Here is a 17,877-nt window from a genome sequence, read left to right on the forward strand (position 1 = left end):
CCGAGCGTGGGCTCGGCTCTACAGATCAACCGCGCTGGCGCACGGCCTCGAACAGGCTGACGCCGGCGGCGACGGAGACGTTCAGGCTCTCGATCTCGCCCGGCATCGGGATCTTGACCAGGCCATCGCAGTTCTCGCGGGTCAGTCGGCGCAGGCCGTCGGCTTCGCCACCCAGCACCAGGGCGATGTTGCCCTTCAGGTCCAGCTGGTACAGCGAAGCGGTGGCTTCGCCGGCCAGACCATAGATCCACACGCCCTGCTTCTGCAGGTCCTTCAGGCAGCGCGACAGGTTGGTCACCGCCACCACCGGGATCAGATCGGCGGCACCGGCCGAGGTCTTGCGCACGGTGGCATTGACCGTGGCCGACTTGTCCTTGGGGATGATCACTGCGGTCGCACCGGCGGCAGCGGCCGAACGCAGGCAGGCGCCGAGGTTGTGCGGGTCCTGCACTTCGTCCAGCACCAGCAGCAGGGCCTTGCCCTCGGCGGCAGTGACGAGGCCTTCCAGCTCGTTCTCGCTGTAGGTACGGGCGGCGGCATAGCGCGCGGCCACGCCCTGGTGGCGCACCGAACCACCCACGCCATCCAGCGCCTGGCTGTTCACCTTGCGCACGTCGATGCCCTTGCGGCGGGCGTTTTCCTCGATCTCGGTCAAGCGCGGGTTCTTCGCACCGGCCTCGACCAGCACTTCGCGGACGTTCTCGGCGTCGTTCTCGATGGAGGAGGCGACGGCGTTGACGCCGACAATCCACTGGCTGTTCTTGCTCATGCGGGCGGGGACCGGAAAGGGGGTGGCTATGGTAGAGCATCGGCGGCGGCCGCGCTTCGCGCTCGCCGGGCATGGCCCGGCGCTACCGGCCGTTCATCCCCCGGCTGAACGGCTGCGCGGCGGCCAGTGCGGGGTGTCGTGGTCGGGGTGCTGGTGGGACACGATCGTGGCCAGGAAATCCAGCGCGGCGATGTCTTCCTCGGTACGTCGCGCCGGCAGGCTGGCCAGGCTGTCGACGAAGGGCAGCTTGCGCTCGACTCCGTACTGGATCGTCGGCGGCAGGCGCTCGGGTTCGTCAAAGGCACCGGCCGCCACCGCCACGCCGTCCGGCGCCTCGTAGGTCAGCGGCGTACCGCAGTCGGCGCAGAAGCCACGCCGCACCACGTTGGACGACTGGAAATAGCGCGGCTGGCCGCGGGTCCAGCTGAACTGCACGCCGCGCACCGACACCAGCGGCGCGTAGTAGGCACCGAAGGCCTTCTGGCACATCCGGCAATGGCAGATCGAGCTGTCGGTGAGCGCGCCACGCGCCTGGAAGCGGATCGCGCCGCACTGGCAGCCGCCGCTGTACTCGGGTTGGCCCTGCATCTGCGGTCCTCCGTAACGTCGTGCCAACCAAGGTTGGCACCTACCGGGTGAGGGATGTGCCAACCAACGGCTGGCACCTACCGGGTGAGGCAGGTGCCGACCGTTGGTCGGCACACCTTTCAATACTGCTTCTTCGTCCGCTTGGCCGGCTTTCCACGCTCCGGCAGCGGCGGCAGGCCCTCGCCTTCGTCCTCGCCCTTGTGTTCGACCAGGCGGAAGTCGATCTTGCGCTCTTCCATGCTGGCCTTCAGCACCAGGATCCGCACGCGGTCACCCAGCCGGTAGCTGGCGCCACGGCGCTCGCCGGTCAGCGTCTTGCGGGTGGCGTCGAACTTGTAATAGTCCTGCGGCAGCTGGGTCACGTGGACCAGGCCCTGCACTTTCGACTCATCCAGCTCGACGAACAGGCCGAAGCTGGTCACGCCGCTGATCACGCCATCGAACTGGCCACCCACGTGCTTTTCCATCCACGCCGCGCGGTAACGCTCGTCGACCTCACGCTCGGCTTCATCGGCACGGCGCTCACGCTCGGAGCACTGCAGCGCCAGCGCAGCCATTTCGCGCGCGTTGTAGGTGAACTTGTCCAACGGCTTGCCGGACAGCGCGTGCTTGATCGCGCGGTGCACCAGCAGGTCGGGATAGCGACGGATCGGCGAGGTGAAGTGCGCGTACGCCTCCAGCGCCAGGCCGAAGTGGCCGTGGTTCTCCGGGCTGTAGATCGCCAGGCTCTGGCTGCGCAGCAGCACCGATTCCAGCAGCGTGGCATCGGGGCGGTCGCGGATCTTCTTCAGCAGCTTGGTGTAATCGCCCGGGCGCACCTTGGACCACGGCGGCAGGCTCAGCTTGAACTCCTTGAGGAACTCAAGCAGGTCGGCGTACTTGGTTTCCGGCGGCTTCTCGTGGATGCGGTACGGGGCCGGCACGTGGCGCGACAGCAGGTACTTCGCCGCCTCGACGTTGGCCGCGATCATGCATTCCTCGATCAGCTTGTGCGCGTCGTTGCGCACCAGCATGCCGGCCTGGGTCACTTCACCGCGGTTGTCCAGCACGAAGCGTACTTCACTGCTTTCGAACTCGATGGCACCGCGCTTGGCGCGCGCCTTGGACAGCACCTTGTACAGCTGGTGCAGGCGCTGCACCTGCGGCAGCAGGTCACCCATCCAGGCCTTGGTATCGGCATCGTCCTCGCCCACCGCCTTCCACACCTGGGTATAGGTCAGGCGCGCGTGCGAGTTCATCACCGCCTCGTAGAAGCGCGAATGCGTCACCAGGCCGTCGCGGTCGATCTGCATGTCGCAGACGAAGCACATGCGGTCGACCTTCGGCATCAACGAACAGATGCCGTTGGAGAGCGTCTCCGGCAGCATCGGCACCACGAAGCCGGGGAAGTAGACCGAAGTCGCACGCTTCTGCGCTTCCTCGTCCAGCGGCGTGCCGGGACGGACGTAGTTCGAAACATCGGCAATCGCCACCACCAGGCGGAAACCGTCGGCATTCGGCTCGCAGTACACCGCGTCGTCGAAGTCCTTGGCATCTTCACCGTCGATGGTGACCAGCGGCGTGCTGCGCAGATCGACACGGTCGCCGATCATCGCCGGTTCAACCACCATCGGCACCGAGGCGGCTTCGTCCAGCACCTCCTGCGGGAACTCGAACGGCAGCTCGTGGCCGTGGATCGCGGTCTCCACCACCAGCGATGCGGTCAGCTTGTCGCCGAGCACGGCGATGATGCGGCCGATCGGCGGGCGGCGGCTGTCCGGCGCCTGGGTCAGTTCGCAGACCACCAGCTGGCCATCGCGCGCGCCACCGGTCTGGTCCGGCGGTACCTGCACGTTGCGCTGGATGCGCTTGTCATCGGGCACCACGTAATTGATGCCCATTTCAATGCTGAAGCGACCGATCAGGCGGGTCATGCCGCGTTCGAGCACGCGCGCAATGCTGCCTTCGCGACGGCCACGGTGGTCGATGCCGGTCACGCGGGCCAGCACCTTGTCACCGTGCATGACCTTGCGCATTTCATACGGGGGCAGGAACAGGTCGTCGCCCCCCTCGACCGGGCGCAGGAAGCCGAACCCTTCCGGGTTGGCGATCACCACGCCGGTGACCAGGTTCAGGGTCTGGATCGGGGCGAAGCCGCCACGGCGGTTCTGCACCAGCTGGCCATCACGGACCATGGCACCGAGCCGGCGCGACAGCGCTTCGGCACGATCGGGTGCGGTCAGGCCCAGGCGTGCGCCCAGTTCCTCGGCGGTCTGCGGCCCTTCGCAGCGCTCCAGCAGGGCCAGGATGGCCTCGCGGCTGGCGATGGGCTGTTCGTATTTCTCCGCTTCACGCGCGGCATAGGGATCGTCGATCACCTTGCCGGTCGGCGGCAGCTTGCGGCCCGGGGTCGGGCCTGGCGCGTCGGTATTGCGGACCTTGCGGCCACGCGGTGGTGCGCCGCCCTCATTCAATTCGGGGAACCAGCCCGGCAACGGCTTGCCCGGCTTGGTGGTGCGGGCTGCGCCCGCCTTGGCGCCCTTCTTCGGGCCCTGGCTGCGGGAGGTGCTCCCGCCCTTGCTTGGTTTTTTGGTAGTCATCGCCCTACATGGTAGCCGTTGACGGCGTGCAGAACGGGTCAGTGGCCGTCTTGAAGGCCTTGCGTGAAAAATATTCAGGAAGTCGTTGACAGCCTGCGGATTCATCTTCACAATTGCGCCTCTGGAACGCCCAGGTGGCGGAATTGGTAGACGCACTAGTTTCAGGTACTAGCGGGTAAAACCGTGGAGGTTCGAGTCCTCTCCTGGGCACCACGTTTCAAGGCTTCGGCCGCACAGAACCCCGCCATGGCGGGGTTTTTGCGTTATGCCCGTCCCCCACGCCAGCAATGGCGGCATGGAAACGGGACGCCGCCATCGGCGTCCCGGCGGATAACCGGTAGAGGCGCTAGGGCAGCGGCGGCGGGCCACCCGGGATCGGTGGCATGCCCCCTTCTGCAAGCGGCGGGATCTCCCGCACCGCCTTCCAGGCAGGCAATCCCTCATGCCAGACCAGTGTCTCCACAGTGATGCGACGCTCACGCAGGAGGCGCAACACCTGCTCAAGGCCGTGAGGCCCCGACGCATTGCCGTCCACGGCCAGGAAGTACTGCGTGGCGACAGGAAGCAAGGGAGGCTGTGCCGGCAGACGCGGCGTCAGCGCATCCAGCTGACTTGCCATGCCCCGCCCCAACCCCAGGCCAGCACCGAGCCCCAGCCCGGCCTGCACCGCCGGATTGCCTTCGTTGGCCGCTGCGGTTTTCAACACGTCGATCGACCTGTCGTACTGGTAGATATCGCGCCCCAGCATGTTCAGCTCAGCCGTCTTTTCCTTCAGTTCCTTCAGCCGCCGGAAGCTCGGATCGTCTTCCGGTACGTTGACCGAGTGGAAGTAGAAATTGACGACGCTGACGCCGAATTGACCCATCTCTTCATCGATGGCCGCACTGCATTGCGCAGCAATCTCCTCAAGGTGCAGCGACGCTTCGACGACGGAGATGCGCAGCGTCGTCAGCGCGCGCGCCAGGTGCACGTTGACGGCCTGCAGCACCACACCGGTGAAGTACTCGACCACCTGCCCGGCCGAAAAGCCGGTCCCCGCCCCCACCAGCGACTCCAGGAACCGCCGCGCGTCGGTGATCCGGAAACCGTACTGGCCATAGGCGCGCACCGGCACGACCACGCTGTATCGGGGATCCTCCAGCTGGATCGGGCGACGGGTCCCCCACAGGTTGTCCAGCTTCGAGACGAGATTGACGAACCAGACTTCGGCCTGGAACGGACTGTCCATTCCGAACGGCACGCTGGTGAGCGTGGTCAGGAAAGGCAGGTTGTGCGTATCGAGCGTAATCGTCCCTTCGCGCACCTCCTCGCGGATGGTGCCGCGGTAGACGAAGAACGCGACCTGGCCAGGCTTCACCACCAGCTGCGAACCCCACCTCAGGCGGGTGGAGGGAAACTTCCAGACGAAGTCCTGCGCAGTGTTCTCGAACGCAACGACATCAATGAGCGCCATGCAGTCAGGCCTCGATCATGTTGGCAGACAGGCGACGGCGCGCCCACGCAGCCAGCGGTGCAACAAGCAGCACCCGCGTAGCGCCACGGGCCAGCGCACTGCCCTCGATCAGGCGAGCCACCGGCGGCGAGCAGCGATAGTAGAGCCTGACAAAGCGGCGGCCTGCCGCTGTCCTGCGCAGCACGCGGTCCCGATACCGCCGCAGCACCCGCACGCTGCCATCCTCATATGAGCCCATGGCCGCCGTGGCAATGAAACACCCCGTCTTCGCCGGCGGCGGCAGGCCACCGGCCACCGCTTCGGGCCAGGCGCTGGCATCGTAGACGTTGTTGTAGAACTGCCTGCAGTACTTCTGGAATCCCTGGCACCAGTCCAGCGGCGGATCCGAATGGACGGTCGCGCCCTGGATGCGCACTTTCAGGACCTGAGCAGCGCAGATCGTCTTCAGAAGCGCTTCGGAGATGATGTAACGCCCATTCTCGAAGCAGAACAGCTGGCCACCGATGTGCTCGACCTGGGTGTCCTGCTCGGTGAACTCGACCCGTTGATTGACCTGGTCGCAATTGAAGATGATCACACCATCGCGCGCATGAAACCAATCATCGGCACGGATCACCACGCAATCGAGCACAAGGACATCGAGCTCAGCCGTCTTGACACGCCGCAGTGTAAACCGGGCATTGAACGCGCTCAGATTTTCCGAGCTGATGGCGACCTCGTCCAGGTAATCGCGGATGTAGAGGTTGCCCTCTCCCCACATGAACTGCTGGACATGCGTGATTTCGGTCTTTTCGGTGAACTCGTCGAAGGTTTTCTCGACGAAGGAATCTGCTGCATCCGACACTTACACTCCCCCTGTTTGCTGCAAAAGTGCGCCGAGCCTCCGCTCGACGTTTTCAATCTTCCGGGCAATGCTCGGATGACCGGTTTCAACCTGCTGCTCGACAAGAAACGCGAGCTCGCGACGCAAGGAGGCCCCCAGGGCACGCGGCTCCGCTTCGCCGGCACTCCAGGCATCCATCGCGGGCCCGACCGCCGCTGCCTCTTCCGCCAGGCTTCCACAGTAGGCACACACCCGCATTGCTGCCCGCAGGGGCGCACCGCACGACCGACACTCCACCATTCACTCCTTGCTGCTGCATGCCAGGATCTCGTTTCCAACCCGACCACGGCAGGCATGCTCCCTGCGCCGCATCGGTCAGCGCTGCATCATCGGGCCAAAACGTGCGGCAATCCAGACGGCAAACGGGTGGGATGCATGGGGGCCTGGCTGCCCTTGTGAGCCCCCTCGCAGGCATACCGGGCACAGGTGTTGACACCCCCGTCACAACACCCCATAATCTCGCTCCTCGACGCCCAGGTGGCGGAATTGGTAGACGCACTAGTTTCAGGTACTAGCGGGTAAAACCGTGGAGGTTCGAGTCCTCTCCTGGGCACCACGTCGAGAATGAGAAAAACCCGCGAAAGCGGGTTTTTTCATGCCCGGAATCCGGCATTGCGGCCACCGGCATCACAACAACGGCCGCAGCACCAGCTCCAGCCCGAGCAGCAGCAGGAAACCCAGGAAGCAGGCCCGGAACACCCGTGCACTGATGCGCTGCCGGATCACCTGCCCCAGCCACATGCCCAGCAATGCCGGCAGCACCGCCAACGCACTCAGCCCCAGCTGCTGGATGCCGAATGCGCCATGCAGCACCAGGCCGGTGGTCAGCGAAATCGTCGACACAGTGAAGGCCAGCCCCAACGCCTGCACCAGCTCCTCGCGCTGCAATCCCAGCGACTGCAGATACGGTACCGCCGGCATCACGAACACGCCGGTGGCGCCGGTCACCACGCCCGACAATGCCCCCACCAGCGGCCCCAGCCAACGCTCGCGCCGCTGCGGCACGCGAAACACCGGTGCAAGCAGGGCATAGACGGCATAGACCACCAGCGCCACTCCCAGCGCAACGCGCGACCAGGTGCGATCGACCCGCACCAGCAGCGCCGCCGAACCCAGTGTCACCGCCACCACCGCCAGCATCATCGGCCACAGGCGCCGCACGATGGGGCCCAGCGACGGCCCGGACAACAGCTGCCACGCGTTGGTGACAAAGGTGGGGATGAACAGCATCGATGCCGCCGCCACCGGCGACAACGCGCCACCGAGCAGCCCCATCGCCACCGTCGGCAACCCCATGCCGGTCACGCCCTTGACCACGCCAGCCAGCACGAACACCACCACCAGCAGCGCGTAGAAGTACATCGATTCATTCATGCCTTCATTGGATCGGGCCGTCGCCCGGCGCACAATGCGGTCTTCCCGGCCCACCCTTCGGCTGATCCGAAGGCTCGGGCGTTGCGATGAGGGCATGACATGCGGATGGATATCGCCGACCTGCGCCTGTTCCTGGCGATTGCCGAGGCGGGCAGCATCACGGCCGGCGCGGCGCAGGCGAACCTGGCCCTGGCCTCGGCCAGCGAACGCCTGCGCACGATCGAAGCCGATGCCGGCACCGTGCTGCTGAACCGCCATCCGCGTGGCGTCAGCCTGACTGAAGCCGGCGCCGCCCTCGCCCACCATGCACGCCTGATCCTGCAGCAGCAGGCGCAGCTGCGCGGCGAACTGCAGGCATTCGCGCATGGCGCGCGCGGTACCCTGCATCTGTATGCCAATACCGCCGCGCTGACCAACTACCTGCCCTCGCGGCTGGCACCGTGGCTGGCCGAACGCCCACGCCTGCACGTGGAACTGCTGGAGCGCACCAGCCCCGAAGTCGTGCGTGCGATCAGCGCTGGCCAGGCCGAGGCCGGCATCATCAGTGATGCGGTCGACGCTGCCGGCCTGCAGCAGCATGTGGTGGCCGAAGATCCACTGGTGATGCTGCTGCCCGCAGACCATCGCCTCGCATCGCGGCGCAGCCTGGCCTTCGCCGATGTTGCCGGCGAGACTTTCGTCGCCCTGGCCGATGGCAATGCACTGCAGACCTACATCGAGGACCAGGCACGCGACATCGGGCGGCGCCTGGACGTGCGCATCCGCATGAAGACCTTCGAAGGGGTGTGCATCATGGTCGGCCACGACATTGGTATCGGCATCGTGCCGCGGACCATCGCCCGCCAGCATCGGCGCAGCACGCATACCGTCGCCGTACCGCTCGCCGATGCGTGGGCACAGCGCCGCCTGTGCGCCTGTTTTGCCGAGTGGGCGCAGTTGTCATCGGCAATGCGCAGCCTGCTGCTTCACCTGGGCGTGCAGCCGCAGAAAAAGCTGTGAAATGTTGTTGACACATCCTCTGCCGTACCGCACAATTCATCTCCTGAGTCGCCCAGGTGGCGGAATTGGTAGACGCACTAGTTTCAGGTACTAGCGGGTAAAACCGTGGAGGTTCGAGTCCTCTCCTGGGCACCACGACTCAAGATGATCAAACCCGCGAAAGCGGGTTTTTTCGTTTCCGGGGTTTGGCGAGCGTGGCATCGCATCTACCGCTCGAACTGTCGTATCTCGCACCACCCAGGCGTCACCCGCTGATGCATACCTCCTCCCGGCGCGTCGTCACCAAACCCTGAACGGCTTTCTTCTGGGTCGCATTTCACATTGCGCGTTCAATTCGTAATTTTCCTAGTCGGAGATCTACCCGATTCCTTTTCGGTGGAAGGCAGATTTACGGGAGCCGGTTGCAGGTCTATCGCCACGACCTGACCAGCGCCCCCCTTTCCCCAAAGGACGCCCCAATGCAGCGCAGCATCATCTGCCCTCACTGCCACACCGGCTCGAACCACGGCGTACGCGTATGCGTGGGATGCCAGGCCGAGGTCCACTACGGCGCATCGAAGGAGGCCGTAATGTTCGTCTTTGTCGCCGCCATCATCTGCGGCGCACTGGTCGGCAGCCGATTGCAGGCCACTGCCGGCTGGATCACGTGCGGCGCCGTACTTGTGGCGGGAATGTGGGCCATTTCCCGATTGTTCCGTGATCGGGTGGTGTTCAAGCGCATCTATCGCACGCGCTGAACCTGCGCCGCTGCACTCCCCCAACGGCAGGGCCCGTGCGACCCACGTTGCACAAACAAAAACCCCGCCTTGCGGCGGGGTCAAAATACAGCACGTGTTTCCAGGGAGTTTTCAGTGCCCGCCGCCGGCGGCCGCACCTGCGCCTGCGCCGAACGGCGGTTTGGCCAGCCACAGGAACGCGATGATCGCCAGGAAGATCCAGCCCAGCAGGAAGAAGATGTCGTTGAAGCCCATCTGCGATGCCTGGTGGTTGATCATGTTGTTCAGTACCGCGGCACCATGTTGCAGGTTGCCCTGCCCCATCGCCGTCACCTGGTCCTGCATGCCCGGCTGATAGACCGAGATGTGCTCGGTCAGGTCAGCATGGTGCACCTGGGTGCGCCGCGCCCACAGCCACGTCGTCAGCGACGCCGCGAAACTGCCGCCCAGCGTACGCAGGAAGGTGGCCAGGCCGGAGCCCGCCGCGATCTCGCGCCCATCCAGGTCCGACAGCAGGATCTGCAGCACCGGCATGAAGAACAGCGCGACGCCGATGCCCATGATCAACTGCACGCCGGCCACGTGGGTGTAGTCCACCTGCAGGTTGAAGTTCGAACGCAGGAAACTGGTCATCGACAACACGATGAACGCGACCGTGGCCAGCATTCGCATGTCGAAGCGCGATGCGTACTTGCCCACGAACGGGGTCATGATCACCGGCAGGATGCCGATCGGCGCCGTCGCCAGGCCCGCCCAGATCGCGGTGTAACCCATGTCACGCTGCAACCACTGCGGAATCAGCAGGGCCACGCTGAAGAACGCCGCGTACGCCACCACCATCGCCAGCGTACCGGCGCGGAAGTTGCGATGCCGGAACAGCTTCAGGTCGACGATCGGATCCTTGTCGGTCAGTTCCCAGATCAGGAACACCGTCAGCGTGACCACAGCCACACACGCCAGCACCACGATCTTCATCGACGAGAACCAGTCCTCGTCATTACCCAGGTCGAGCACCAGCTGCAGCGCACCGACACCGATCACCAGGGTGACCAGGCCGACATAGTCCATCTTCGGCTTCTCGATGTGCTCCGGGCGCCCCTTCAACTGGTTGCCCACCACCAGCGCGGCAAAGATGCCCAGCGGCACATTGATCAGGAAGATCCATTCCCAGCTGTAGTTGTCGGTGATCCAGCCACCGAGGATGGGGCCGCAGATCGGCGCAACCACCGTGATCATCGCCAGCAGCGCCAATGCCTGCCCACGTTTCTCACGCGGGTAGATCGAGACCAGCAGCGACTGCGTGATCGGGTACATCGGGCCGGCCACGAAGCCCTGCAGCGCACGCGACACCACCAGCATGCCCATGCTCTGCGCCAGGCCGCACAGCAGCGAGGTGATGACAAAGGCCAGCGTGGCCCAGACGAACAGCTTGCGTTCGCCGAAACGGCGGCTGAGCCAGCCGGTCAGCGGCAGCGCGATGGCCGTGCTGACCGCAAACGAGGTGATGACCCAGGTCGCCTGCTGCGAACTGGCACCGAGATTGCCGGCGATGGTCGGCAGCGAGACGTTGGCGATGGTGGTGTCGAGCACCTGCATGAACGAGGCCATCGCCAGGCCGACGGTACACAGGGCGACGCTGGGCGGCAGGAACCCGGAGGCCGCACCCGGCGCCGCCGGTGCACCCGGAGCGCCGGGCGCGGCTGGAGCTTGTGCGGACATGGCGACCTCAGCCCACCTTCGCCTGCTGCTGCGGCAGGTTGCCCTGGATGATCGTATGGATCACCTCGTCGGCATCATGCAGCTGCTTGGCATACACGTCGGTGTCGAACACCGTGCCCTTGGCCGCGGTGCTCGGCAGCACTTCGCCCTTCTGGTCGCGCAGGCTCACTTCAGCCTTCATCGACAGGCCGATGCGCAGCGGGTGTTCGGCCAGCTGCTTGGCATCGATGGCGATGCGGACCGGCACGCGCTGCACGATCTTGATCCAGTTGCCGCTGGCGTTCTGCGCCGGCAGCAGCGAGAACGCCGAGCCGGTGCCCAGGCCCAGGCTCTGGACGCGACCCTTGTACTTCACGTCACCGGCGTACAGGTCCGACTTCAGCTCCACTTCCTGGCCCAGGCGCATGTGGCGCAGCTGGGTTTCCTTGAAGTTGGCCTCGACCCACATCTGCTCGGTCGGCACTACCGCCATCAGCGCGTTGCCCGGCTGCACGCGCTGGCCGACCTGCACCGAACGACGGGCAACGTAGCCGGTGACCGGCGCGACGATGCCGGCGCGGGCGTTGTTGAGGAAGGCCTGGCGCAGCTGCGCGGCGGCCGCCTGCACGTCCGGCTGGGTGGCGATCACGGTGTCGTCGACCAGCGCGCGGTTGCGCTCGACGGTCTCGCGCGAACCGGCCACGGCGGCTTCGGCAGCGGCCAGCTCGTCACGGGCGTGGGCCAGTTCTTCATTGGAAATGGCGCCGGTGGCGGCCAGATCCTTGCGGCGAGCGAAATCTTCGCGCACGCGCTTCAGGGTCACCTGGCGCGCGTTCAGGTCCGCCTGCGCACCTTCCACGCTGCGGTACAGGCCACGGGTCTGGCGCACGGTCTTGGCCAGGTTGGCTTCGGCCTGCTGCAGCGCCACCGACGTGTCGGACGGGTCCAGCTGCACCAGCAGCTGGCCGCGCTCCACGCGCATGCCGTCATCGGCGTTGATGGCGACCACGGTACCGGCCACCAGCGGGGTGATCTGTACCTGGTTGCCCTGCACGTAGGCGTCGTCGGTCTCTTCGAACCAACGGCCGAACATGAAGTACCACAGCGCCAGTGCGGCAAGCAGCAGCACGACGATCACGAACAGGCCGCGCAGCAGGTTGCCGCGGCGGTTGGAGGCGGCCGGGGCCGCGGTGTCTTGGGTCTGGCTCATGGCGGAAGTCTTCAGGAATGCGAGGAATCGGAATGGGAGGCGATCGGTGCGCGGTCGGCGTCAGCGGGCTGGAAACCACCGCCCAGCGCCTTGCTCAGGCGCACCGAGGTCTGCACCTGCTGCGACTGCAGGCCGGCCAGCTGCTGCTGCGACTGCAACAGCGTGGACTGCGCGGTCAGCACGTCCAGGTAGCTGCCGATGCCGGCGCGGTAGCGCTGCTGGGCCAGGTCGAAGGCCGAGCGTGCGGTGTCCACGGCCTGCTGCTGCGAATGCGCCTGCTGCGCCAGCGAGCGCACCGCGTTGACCTGGTCGGCCACGTCGCGCAGCGCATCGAGCACGGTCTGGTTGTAGTTGGCCACCGCCAGGTCGTACTGCGCATCGGTGTTGGCCAGGTTGGCGCGCAGCTTGCCGCCTTCGAAGATCGGCAGGCTCAGCGCCGGGCCGATGTAGGCGAAGGTGGAACTGCTCTTCAGCAGGTCACCCACGTTCGGGGCGACCACGCCGGCCAGCGCGGTCAGGTTGAAGCTCGGGTAGAACTTGGTCTTTGCCACCTTGATCTGCTTGTCGGCCGCTTCCACGCGCCAGCGTGCGGCAACGATGTCGGGGCGACGGCCCAGCAGTTCGCTGGGCAGCACGCCCGGCAGCTGCAGCGCCACCGGGTTCAGCGGCTGCGGGCGCTGGATCGACAGGCCGCGGTCCGGGCCCTTGCCGACCAGCGCGGCCAGTGCGGTGCGGGCGGCATCGATGCGCTGCTGCGCGGCCTGCACCTGCTGCTGTGCGGCCGGTACCCGGGCCTCAGCCTGGCGCACCTGCAGGTCGCTGTCGATGCCGGCGCTGCGGCGCTGGCGGGTCAGCTCCAGCGATTTCTGCGAGCGGGCCAGTTCTTCTTCGGCCACATCATTGAGCTGCCACGCATAGGCGAGGTCGGCATAAGCCTGGGTGATGCCGGTGGACAGGCTCAGGCGTGCGGCCTGCGCCTCGACGGTGGCGGCATGCGCACCGTCCACGGCGGCTTCCCAAGCAGCGCGCTTGCCGCCCCACAGGTCCACGCCGTAGCTGAAGTCGAAGGCGACCTGGCTGCTGCCGCCGTAGCGGCCGCCCATCTCGCTGCCGACCATCGACTCGGGCAGGCGCAGGCCGGTGTAGCCACCGGACACCGACAGGCTGGGCAGTTCATCGGCACGTGCGGTGCCGACCTGGGCCTGGGCCTGGCGCAGACGCGCGTCGGCGGCGTCCAGGCTCGGGTGGCCGGCCAGGCCCTCGGCAACCAGCGCGTCCAGCTGCGCATCGCCCAGCGCCTTCCACCAGTCCTGCGCCGGGAAGCCGGTGGCGCTCAGGTCGGTGTCGGCCAAGGTGCGTTCGCTGTGCAGGCTGTCCACGTCAAGCACGTGGCCCTGCGGGTTGAGGCCACGACTGCTGGCGCAGGCGGCCAGGGCCAGGGCCAGCGCTGACACCAGCAGCGCGCGCCCGGACCGGCGGAGAGTGGAATGCGGGATCGGGTTCATGGGGTCGTCAGGGAATCGCGGATTCGGGTAAGGAGGGACAGCAGCAGCGTGCGCTCGTCGGCGGAAAGATCACGCAGGGCGTAATCCATCACTGCGTCGCCACGCAGCTTCAGCCGCGCCCACAGCGCGCGGCCTTCATCGGTCAGTACGATCTGCAGCGCCCGCCGATCCTGTGCATGCGGCTCGCGGCGGACGCAGCCCAGCGCCTCCAGCTTGTCCAACAGGCGGGTCACCGCACTGGGCACCTGGTCGATGGCCTGGGCCAGCTCGTTGGCCGTGCACGGGGCCATGTTGGAAAGCACCTTCAACCCGATGTAGTGGGTGAAACCGATACCCAGGTCTTCTTCAGCCATGGATGCGTCGAGTTGACGGACCAGGCCGTCGCGCACCTGGCGCAGCAGCAGGCCGAAGCTGGGGGGAGTGGTTGCAGGACAGATCATGGGGGAGCATTCTCTTCCAAAAAAAATATTTCTCAATGGAAATATTCGATCTGGCATCGAATGCTGTGTTGCAGCAGTGGGCTGGATCAATGAAGGCGCCTACCTTAATGATCTGGTCAGGTGGCCCGGTAGTACAATTCAGCCAATGGATGACACATTTCAGCCAGCGGATATGATGAACAAGGCAGAAATTCCCCCTCCCAAGCGCCTGCTCAGGGACGACGCACTGGACTGGTTCGAGCGCAATGACGGGCCACCGGCTGTCGCCTTCCGCTTCGACAGCCCGCAGGGATTGGTCCGAGAAGTGGATTGGCATCATCACCAGCGCGCGCAGCTGATCTGCGTGGAGCGCGGCCTGTTGACCACCCGGACCTCGCACGGGACATGGTCACTGGCGCCTGGCTCGGCCGGCTGGATGCCGCCGCTGGAGCCACATACGGTCACCCTCGACGGCCCGCTGCGCGGCTGGGGCATGGCACTGGCCGCGCCGGCCTGCGCCACCCTGCCTGCCGATCCCTGCGTGCTGGGCCTGTCCAAGCTGGCGCAGGCGCTGGCCGACCGCATCTGCGAATGGCCGCTGGGCTATGACACCACACCCGAGCGCCAGCACATCATCGAGGTACTGCTGGACGAGATCCGCACCGCGCCGCGCCAGCGCATGCATCTACCGATGCCGCACGACCGGCGCCTGCTGAAGATCGCCTCGCAGCTGCTGGCCGACCCCTCCGACGAGCGCAGCCTGGCCGAATGGGCGCATTGGGCCGGCCTGTCGCCGCGCAGCCTGACCCGTCACTTCCGCGACGAGACCACGCTCAGCTTCGCCCAGTGGCGGCAGCAGGCCCGCTTGTCCGAGGCCCTGCGCCAGCTGACCGACGGCCGCAGCGTGGCCGACATCGCCCACGCGCTGGGCTTCAGCAGCGCCAGCGCCTTCGTCACCGTGTTCCGCCGCCACTTCGGGCTGCCGCCGGGGCGCTACCTGGCACGGGCCGGCCACGGCCTGGAAACCGGGCTGGACCCTGCACGCGGCTTGGCATCCCCCGCCGCATCCGGATAATCACAGGATTGCGAGCGGCGACGCCGTCGCCGCCTCCTGACAACAGGTAACAACGCCGCATGACCGAACTTGCCCGCCCCGTGTTCCACGGATTCGAACAACTGCCGCTGCGCGAGTACGCCGAACGCGCCTACCTCGACTACTCGATGTACGTGGTCCTGGACCGCGCCCTCCCGTTCATCGGCGACGGCCTGAAGCCGGTGCAGCGCCGCATCATCTATTCGATGAGCGAGCTGGGCCTGAACGCCGCGTCCAAGCCGAAGAAGTCCGCGCGCACCGTCGGTGACGTCATCGGTAAGTACCACCCGCACGGCGACAGCGCGTGCTACGAGGCGCTGGTGCTGATGGCCCAGCCGTTCTCGTACCGCTACCCACTGATCGAGGGCCAGGGCAACTTCGGCTCCAGCGACGACCCGAAGTCGTTCGCGGCGATGCGTTACACCGAATCCAAGCTGACCCCGATCGCCGAAGTGCTGCTGGGCGAACTGGGCCAGGGCACCACCGACTGGGCACCGAACTTCGACGGCACCCTGCAGGAACCAACCTGGATGCCGGCGCGGCTGCCGCACCTGCTGCTGAACGGCACCACCGGCATCGCCGTGGGCATGGCCACCGACGTGCCGCCGCACAATCTCAACGAGATCGTCAGCGCGCTGCTGCATCTGCTGGACAACCCCGATGCCAGCGTGCGCGACCTGTGCGAGCACGTGCAGGGCCCGGACTACCCGTCCAGCGCCGAGATCATCACCGCGGCCAATGACCTGCGCAACATCTACGAGACCGGCAACGGCAGCGTGCGCGCACGTGCGACCTTCACCAAGGAAGCGCACAACATCGTGGTCACCGCGCTGCCGTTCCAGGTGTCGCCGTCGAAGGTGATCGAGCAGATCGCCGCACAGATGCGCGCCAAGAAGCTGCCGTGGCTGGAAGACATCCGCGATGAGTCCGACCATGCCAACCCGGTGCGCGTGGTGCTGGTGCCGCGTTCCAACCGCGTCGACGCCGAGCAGCTGATGGGCCACCTGTTCGCCACCACGGACCTGGAGCGCAGCTACCGCGTCAACCTCAATGTGATCGGGCTGGACGGCCGTCCGCAGGTGAAGAACCTGAAGATGCTGCTCAGCGAATGGCTGACCTTCCGCAGCAACACCGTCACCCGCCGCCTGCAGCACCGCCTGCAGAAGGTCGAGCGCCGCCTGCACCTGTTGGAAGGCCTGCTGGTCGCCTTCCTCAACCTGGACGAGGTGATCCACATCATCCGTACCGAAGACGAGCCGAAGGCCGCGCTGATCGCGCGCTTCGGCCTGTCCGAGGAACAGGCCGAGTACATCCTGGAAACCAAGCTGAAGCAGCTGGCCCGCCTGGAGGAAATGAAAATCCGCGGCGAGCAGGATGAACTGGCCAAGGAGCGCGAGAAGATCCTCGGCATCCTCGACAGCAAGGCCAAGCTGAAGAAGCTGATCCGCGATGAACTGACCGCCGACGCCAAGAAGTTCGGCGACGCACGCCGTTCGCCGCTGGTGCAGCGCCAGGCCGCACAGGCCATCGACGAGACCGAGCTGGTGCCGAGCGAGCCGATGACCGTGGTGCTGTCGGAGAAGGGCTGGATCCGTGCCGCCAAGGGCCACGACGTCGATGCGTCCGCCCTCTCCTACCGCGACGGTGATGCCCTGCAGGGCGCGGTGCGTGCGCGCAGCACCCAGCAGGTCGCGTTCCTCGACAGCGAGGGCCGCGCCTACTCGACGCCGGTGCACACCCTGCCCTCCGCGCGTGGCAACGGTGAACCGCTGACCGGCCGCTTCTCGCCAGCCGCGGGCACCAGCTTCGTGACCCTGGCCAGTGCCGAGCCGGACACCCGCTTCGTGCTGGCCTCCAGTCATGGCTATGGCTTCGTCACCCGCTTCGAGAACCTGATCGGTCGCAACAAGGCCGGCAAGGCGATGCTGAACCTGTCGGCGGGTTCATCGGTGCTGACCCCGTCGGTAGTGGCCAATGTCGCCACCGATCGCATCGTGGCAGTGACCAGTTCGGGCAACCTGCTGGCGATCGCTGCCAACGACCTGCCGGAACTGGACAAGGGCAAGGGCAACAAGATCATCGAGATCCCGAAGGCCAAGCTCGCCACCGAACGCGTGGTCGCCATCGTGGCGATCAGCCCGGGACAGACCCTGCAGGTACGCAGCGGGCAGCGCACGATGGGGCTGAAGTTCAACGAGCTTGATGCCTACCTCGGCGCCCGCGCCACCCGCGGCCACCTGCTGCCGCGCGGCTGGCAGAAGGTGGAAGGGTTGTCGGTGGAGTAAGGCGCCCGCCTGGTAGGTGTCGACCTCGGTTGACACGCCTTGCCTGACGTCAGACACGAAAAAGCCGGGGCATTCCCCGGCTTTTTCGTTGTCGGCTGGCGGGCGGTGGAGCAGCTGGCTGGCGAAAGCTGGCTGGCGGTGCTCCGGTGCTGGCGGGCGACAGAACTTTGTAGAGTCGAGATCCTATGTTCGTGGTCAAGCCTGCTGGAAGCAGGCTTGACCGACCTTCAGCATGGCCGGATCGAAGTCTCGGCCGCTTTTGAACACGCCCCAGGCGATCCTGGCCAGCTTCCTTGCCAGAATGTT

The 17,877-nt window shown here is 66.1% G+C and carries 13 protein-coding genes, 3 tRNA genes and 2 pseudogenes; 7 read left to right on the forward strand and 11 right to left on the reverse strand.

The window, feature by feature from the left end; genetic code table 11:
- Nucleotides 1-25: 25 nt before the first annotated feature.
- From rlmB to rnr, 3 genes and pseudogenes are all read right to left on the reverse strand, one after another.
- Nucleotides 26-769: a 23S rRNA (guanosine(2251)-2'-O)-methyltransferase RlmB gene (gene rlmB / locus AC5P6E_RS20530; protein ID WP_005408775.1), complete on the reverse strand. Its 744-nt coding sequence runs from the start codon at nucleotides 767-769 to the stop codon at nucleotides 26-28.
- Between the two features lie 93 nt (nucleotides 770-862).
- Complete coding sequence (locus tag AC5P6E_RS20535) at nucleotides 863-1,357, reverse strand: GFA family protein (RefSeq protein ID WP_235652101.1); 495 nt, start codon at nucleotides 1,355-1,357, stop codon at nucleotides 863-865.
- Between the two features lie 119 nt (nucleotides 1,358-1,476).
- Nucleotides 1,477-3,705: pseudogene (gene rnr / locus AC5P6E_RS20540) on the reverse strand (ribonuclease R); the annotation flags it as partial.
- Between the two features lie 359 nt (nucleotides 3,706-4,064).
- Here rnr and AC5P6E_RS20545 point away from each other — a divergent pair.
- A tRNA-Leu gene (locus tag AC5P6E_RS20545) sits at nucleotides 4,065-4,149 on the forward strand.
- A 133-nt stretch (nucleotides 4,150-4,282) separates the two neighbouring features.
- Here the strand turns inward: AC5P6E_RS20545 and AC5P6E_RS20550 are convergent.
- Both AC5P6E_RS20550 and AC5P6E_RS20555 read right to left on the reverse strand, forming a co-directional pair.
- Complete coding sequence (locus tag AC5P6E_RS20550) at nucleotides 4,283-5,389, reverse strand: SPFH domain-containing protein (RefSeq protein WP_495231308.1); 1,107 nt, start codon at nucleotides 5,387-5,389, stop codon at nucleotides 4,283-4,285.
- Nucleotides 5,390-5,393: 4 nt separating this feature from the next.
- Complete coding sequence (locus AC5P6E_RS20555; protein ID WP_049436501.1) at nucleotides 5,394-6,233, reverse strand: CFI-box-CTERM domain-containing protein; 840 nt, start codon at nucleotides 6,231-6,233, stop codon at nucleotides 5,394-5,396.
- Between the two features lie 510 nt (nucleotides 6,234-6,743).
- On the opposite strand from AC5P6E_RS20555, the gene AC5P6E_RS20560 reads away from it, so the two are divergent.
- Nucleotides 6,744-6,828 (forward strand) — tRNA-Leu (locus AC5P6E_RS20560).
- Nucleotides 6,829-6,899: 71 nt separating this feature from the next.
- Here the strand turns inward: AC5P6E_RS20560 and AC5P6E_RS20565 are convergent.
- Nucleotides 6,900-7,646, reverse strand: a complete 747-nt coding sequence (locus AC5P6E_RS20565) for a sulfite exporter TauE/SafE family protein (RefSeq protein ID WP_010486252.1) — start codon at nucleotides 7,644-7,646, stop codon at nucleotides 6,900-6,902.
- Nucleotides 7,647-7,745: 99 nt separating this feature from the next.
- Between AC5P6E_RS20565 and AC5P6E_RS20570 the strand changes: the two genes are divergently transcribed.
- The 3 genes from AC5P6E_RS20570 (at nucleotide 7,746) to AC5P6E_RS20580 (ending at nucleotide 9,382) form a co-directional block, all read left to right on the forward strand.
- Complete coding sequence (locus tag AC5P6E_RS20570; RefSeq protein ID WP_029380078.1) at nucleotides 7,746-8,645, forward strand: LysR family transcriptional regulator; 900 nt, start codon at nucleotides 7,746-7,748, stop codon at nucleotides 8,643-8,645.
- 50 nt (nucleotides 8,646-8,695) lie between these two features.
- Nucleotides 8,696-8,780, forward strand: a tRNA-Leu gene (locus tag AC5P6E_RS20575).
- 323 nt (nucleotides 8,781-9,103) lie between these two features.
- Entirely contained in the window at nucleotides 9,104-9,382 is a 279-nt protein-coding gene (locus tag AC5P6E_RS20580; RefSeq protein ID WP_010486261.1) for a hypothetical protein, read from the forward strand.
- A 111-nt stretch (nucleotides 9,383-9,493) separates the two neighbouring features.
- Here the strand turns inward: AC5P6E_RS20580 and emrB are convergent, their stop codons facing one another.
- From emrB to emrR, 4 genes are read right to left on the reverse strand one after another with little or no spacing between them, the layout of a single operon-like run.
- Nucleotides 9,494-11,080 (reverse strand): multidrug efflux MFS transporter permease subunit EmrB, encoded by a 1,587-nt coding sequence (gene emrB, locus AC5P6E_RS20585; RefSeq protein WP_241888499.1) that lies wholly within the window; start codon nucleotides 11,078-11,080, stop codon nucleotides 9,494-9,496.
- Between the two features lie 7 nt (nucleotides 11,081-11,087).
- A complete protein-coding gene (emrA, locus tag AC5P6E_RS20590; protein ID WP_010486273.1) occupies nucleotides 11,088-12,269 on the reverse strand; it encodes a multidrug efflux MFS transporter periplasmic adaptor subunit EmrA in 1,182 nt (393 codons plus the stop codon).
- Nucleotides 12,270-12,280: 11 nt separating this feature from the next.
- Nucleotides 12,281-13,774, reverse strand: a complete 1,494-nt coding sequence (gene emrC / locus AC5P6E_RS20595; protein ID WP_053442751.1) for a multidrug efflux transporter outer membrane subunit EmrC — start codon at nucleotides 13,772-13,774, stop codon at nucleotides 12,281-12,283.
- Nucleotides 13,771-14,214, reverse strand: a complete 444-nt coding sequence (gene emrR, locus AC5P6E_RS20600) for a multidrug efflux system transcriptional regulator EmrR (protein ID WP_005415875.1) — start codon at nucleotides 14,212-14,214, stop codon at nucleotides 13,771-13,773. Before emrR ends, emrC begins: the two co-directional genes overlap by 4 nt.
- 172 nt (nucleotides 14,215-14,386) lie before the next feature.
- On the opposite strand from emrR, the gene AC5P6E_RS20605 reads away from it, so the two are divergent.
- A complete protein-coding gene (locus AC5P6E_RS20605; protein ID WP_191863023.1) occupies nucleotides 14,387-15,268 on the forward strand; it encodes a helix-turn-helix domain-containing protein in 882 nt (293 codons plus the stop codon).
- A gap of 59 nt (nucleotides 15,269-15,327) precedes the next feature.
- A complete protein-coding gene (gene parC / locus AC5P6E_RS20610; protein WP_313123813.1) occupies nucleotides 15,328-17,571 on the forward strand; it encodes a DNA topoisomerase IV subunit A in 2,244 nt (747 codons plus the stop codon).
- Nucleotides 17,572-17,766: 195 nt separating this feature from the next.
- On the opposite strand, the pseudogene AC5P6E_RS20615 reads toward parC, so the two are convergent.
- A pseudogene (locus AC5P6E_RS20615) lies at nucleotides 17,767-17,877 on the reverse strand (IS110 family transposase); the annotation flags it as partial.

The organism is Stenotrophomonas sp. YJH_SMC_16 (assembly GCF_059367875.1).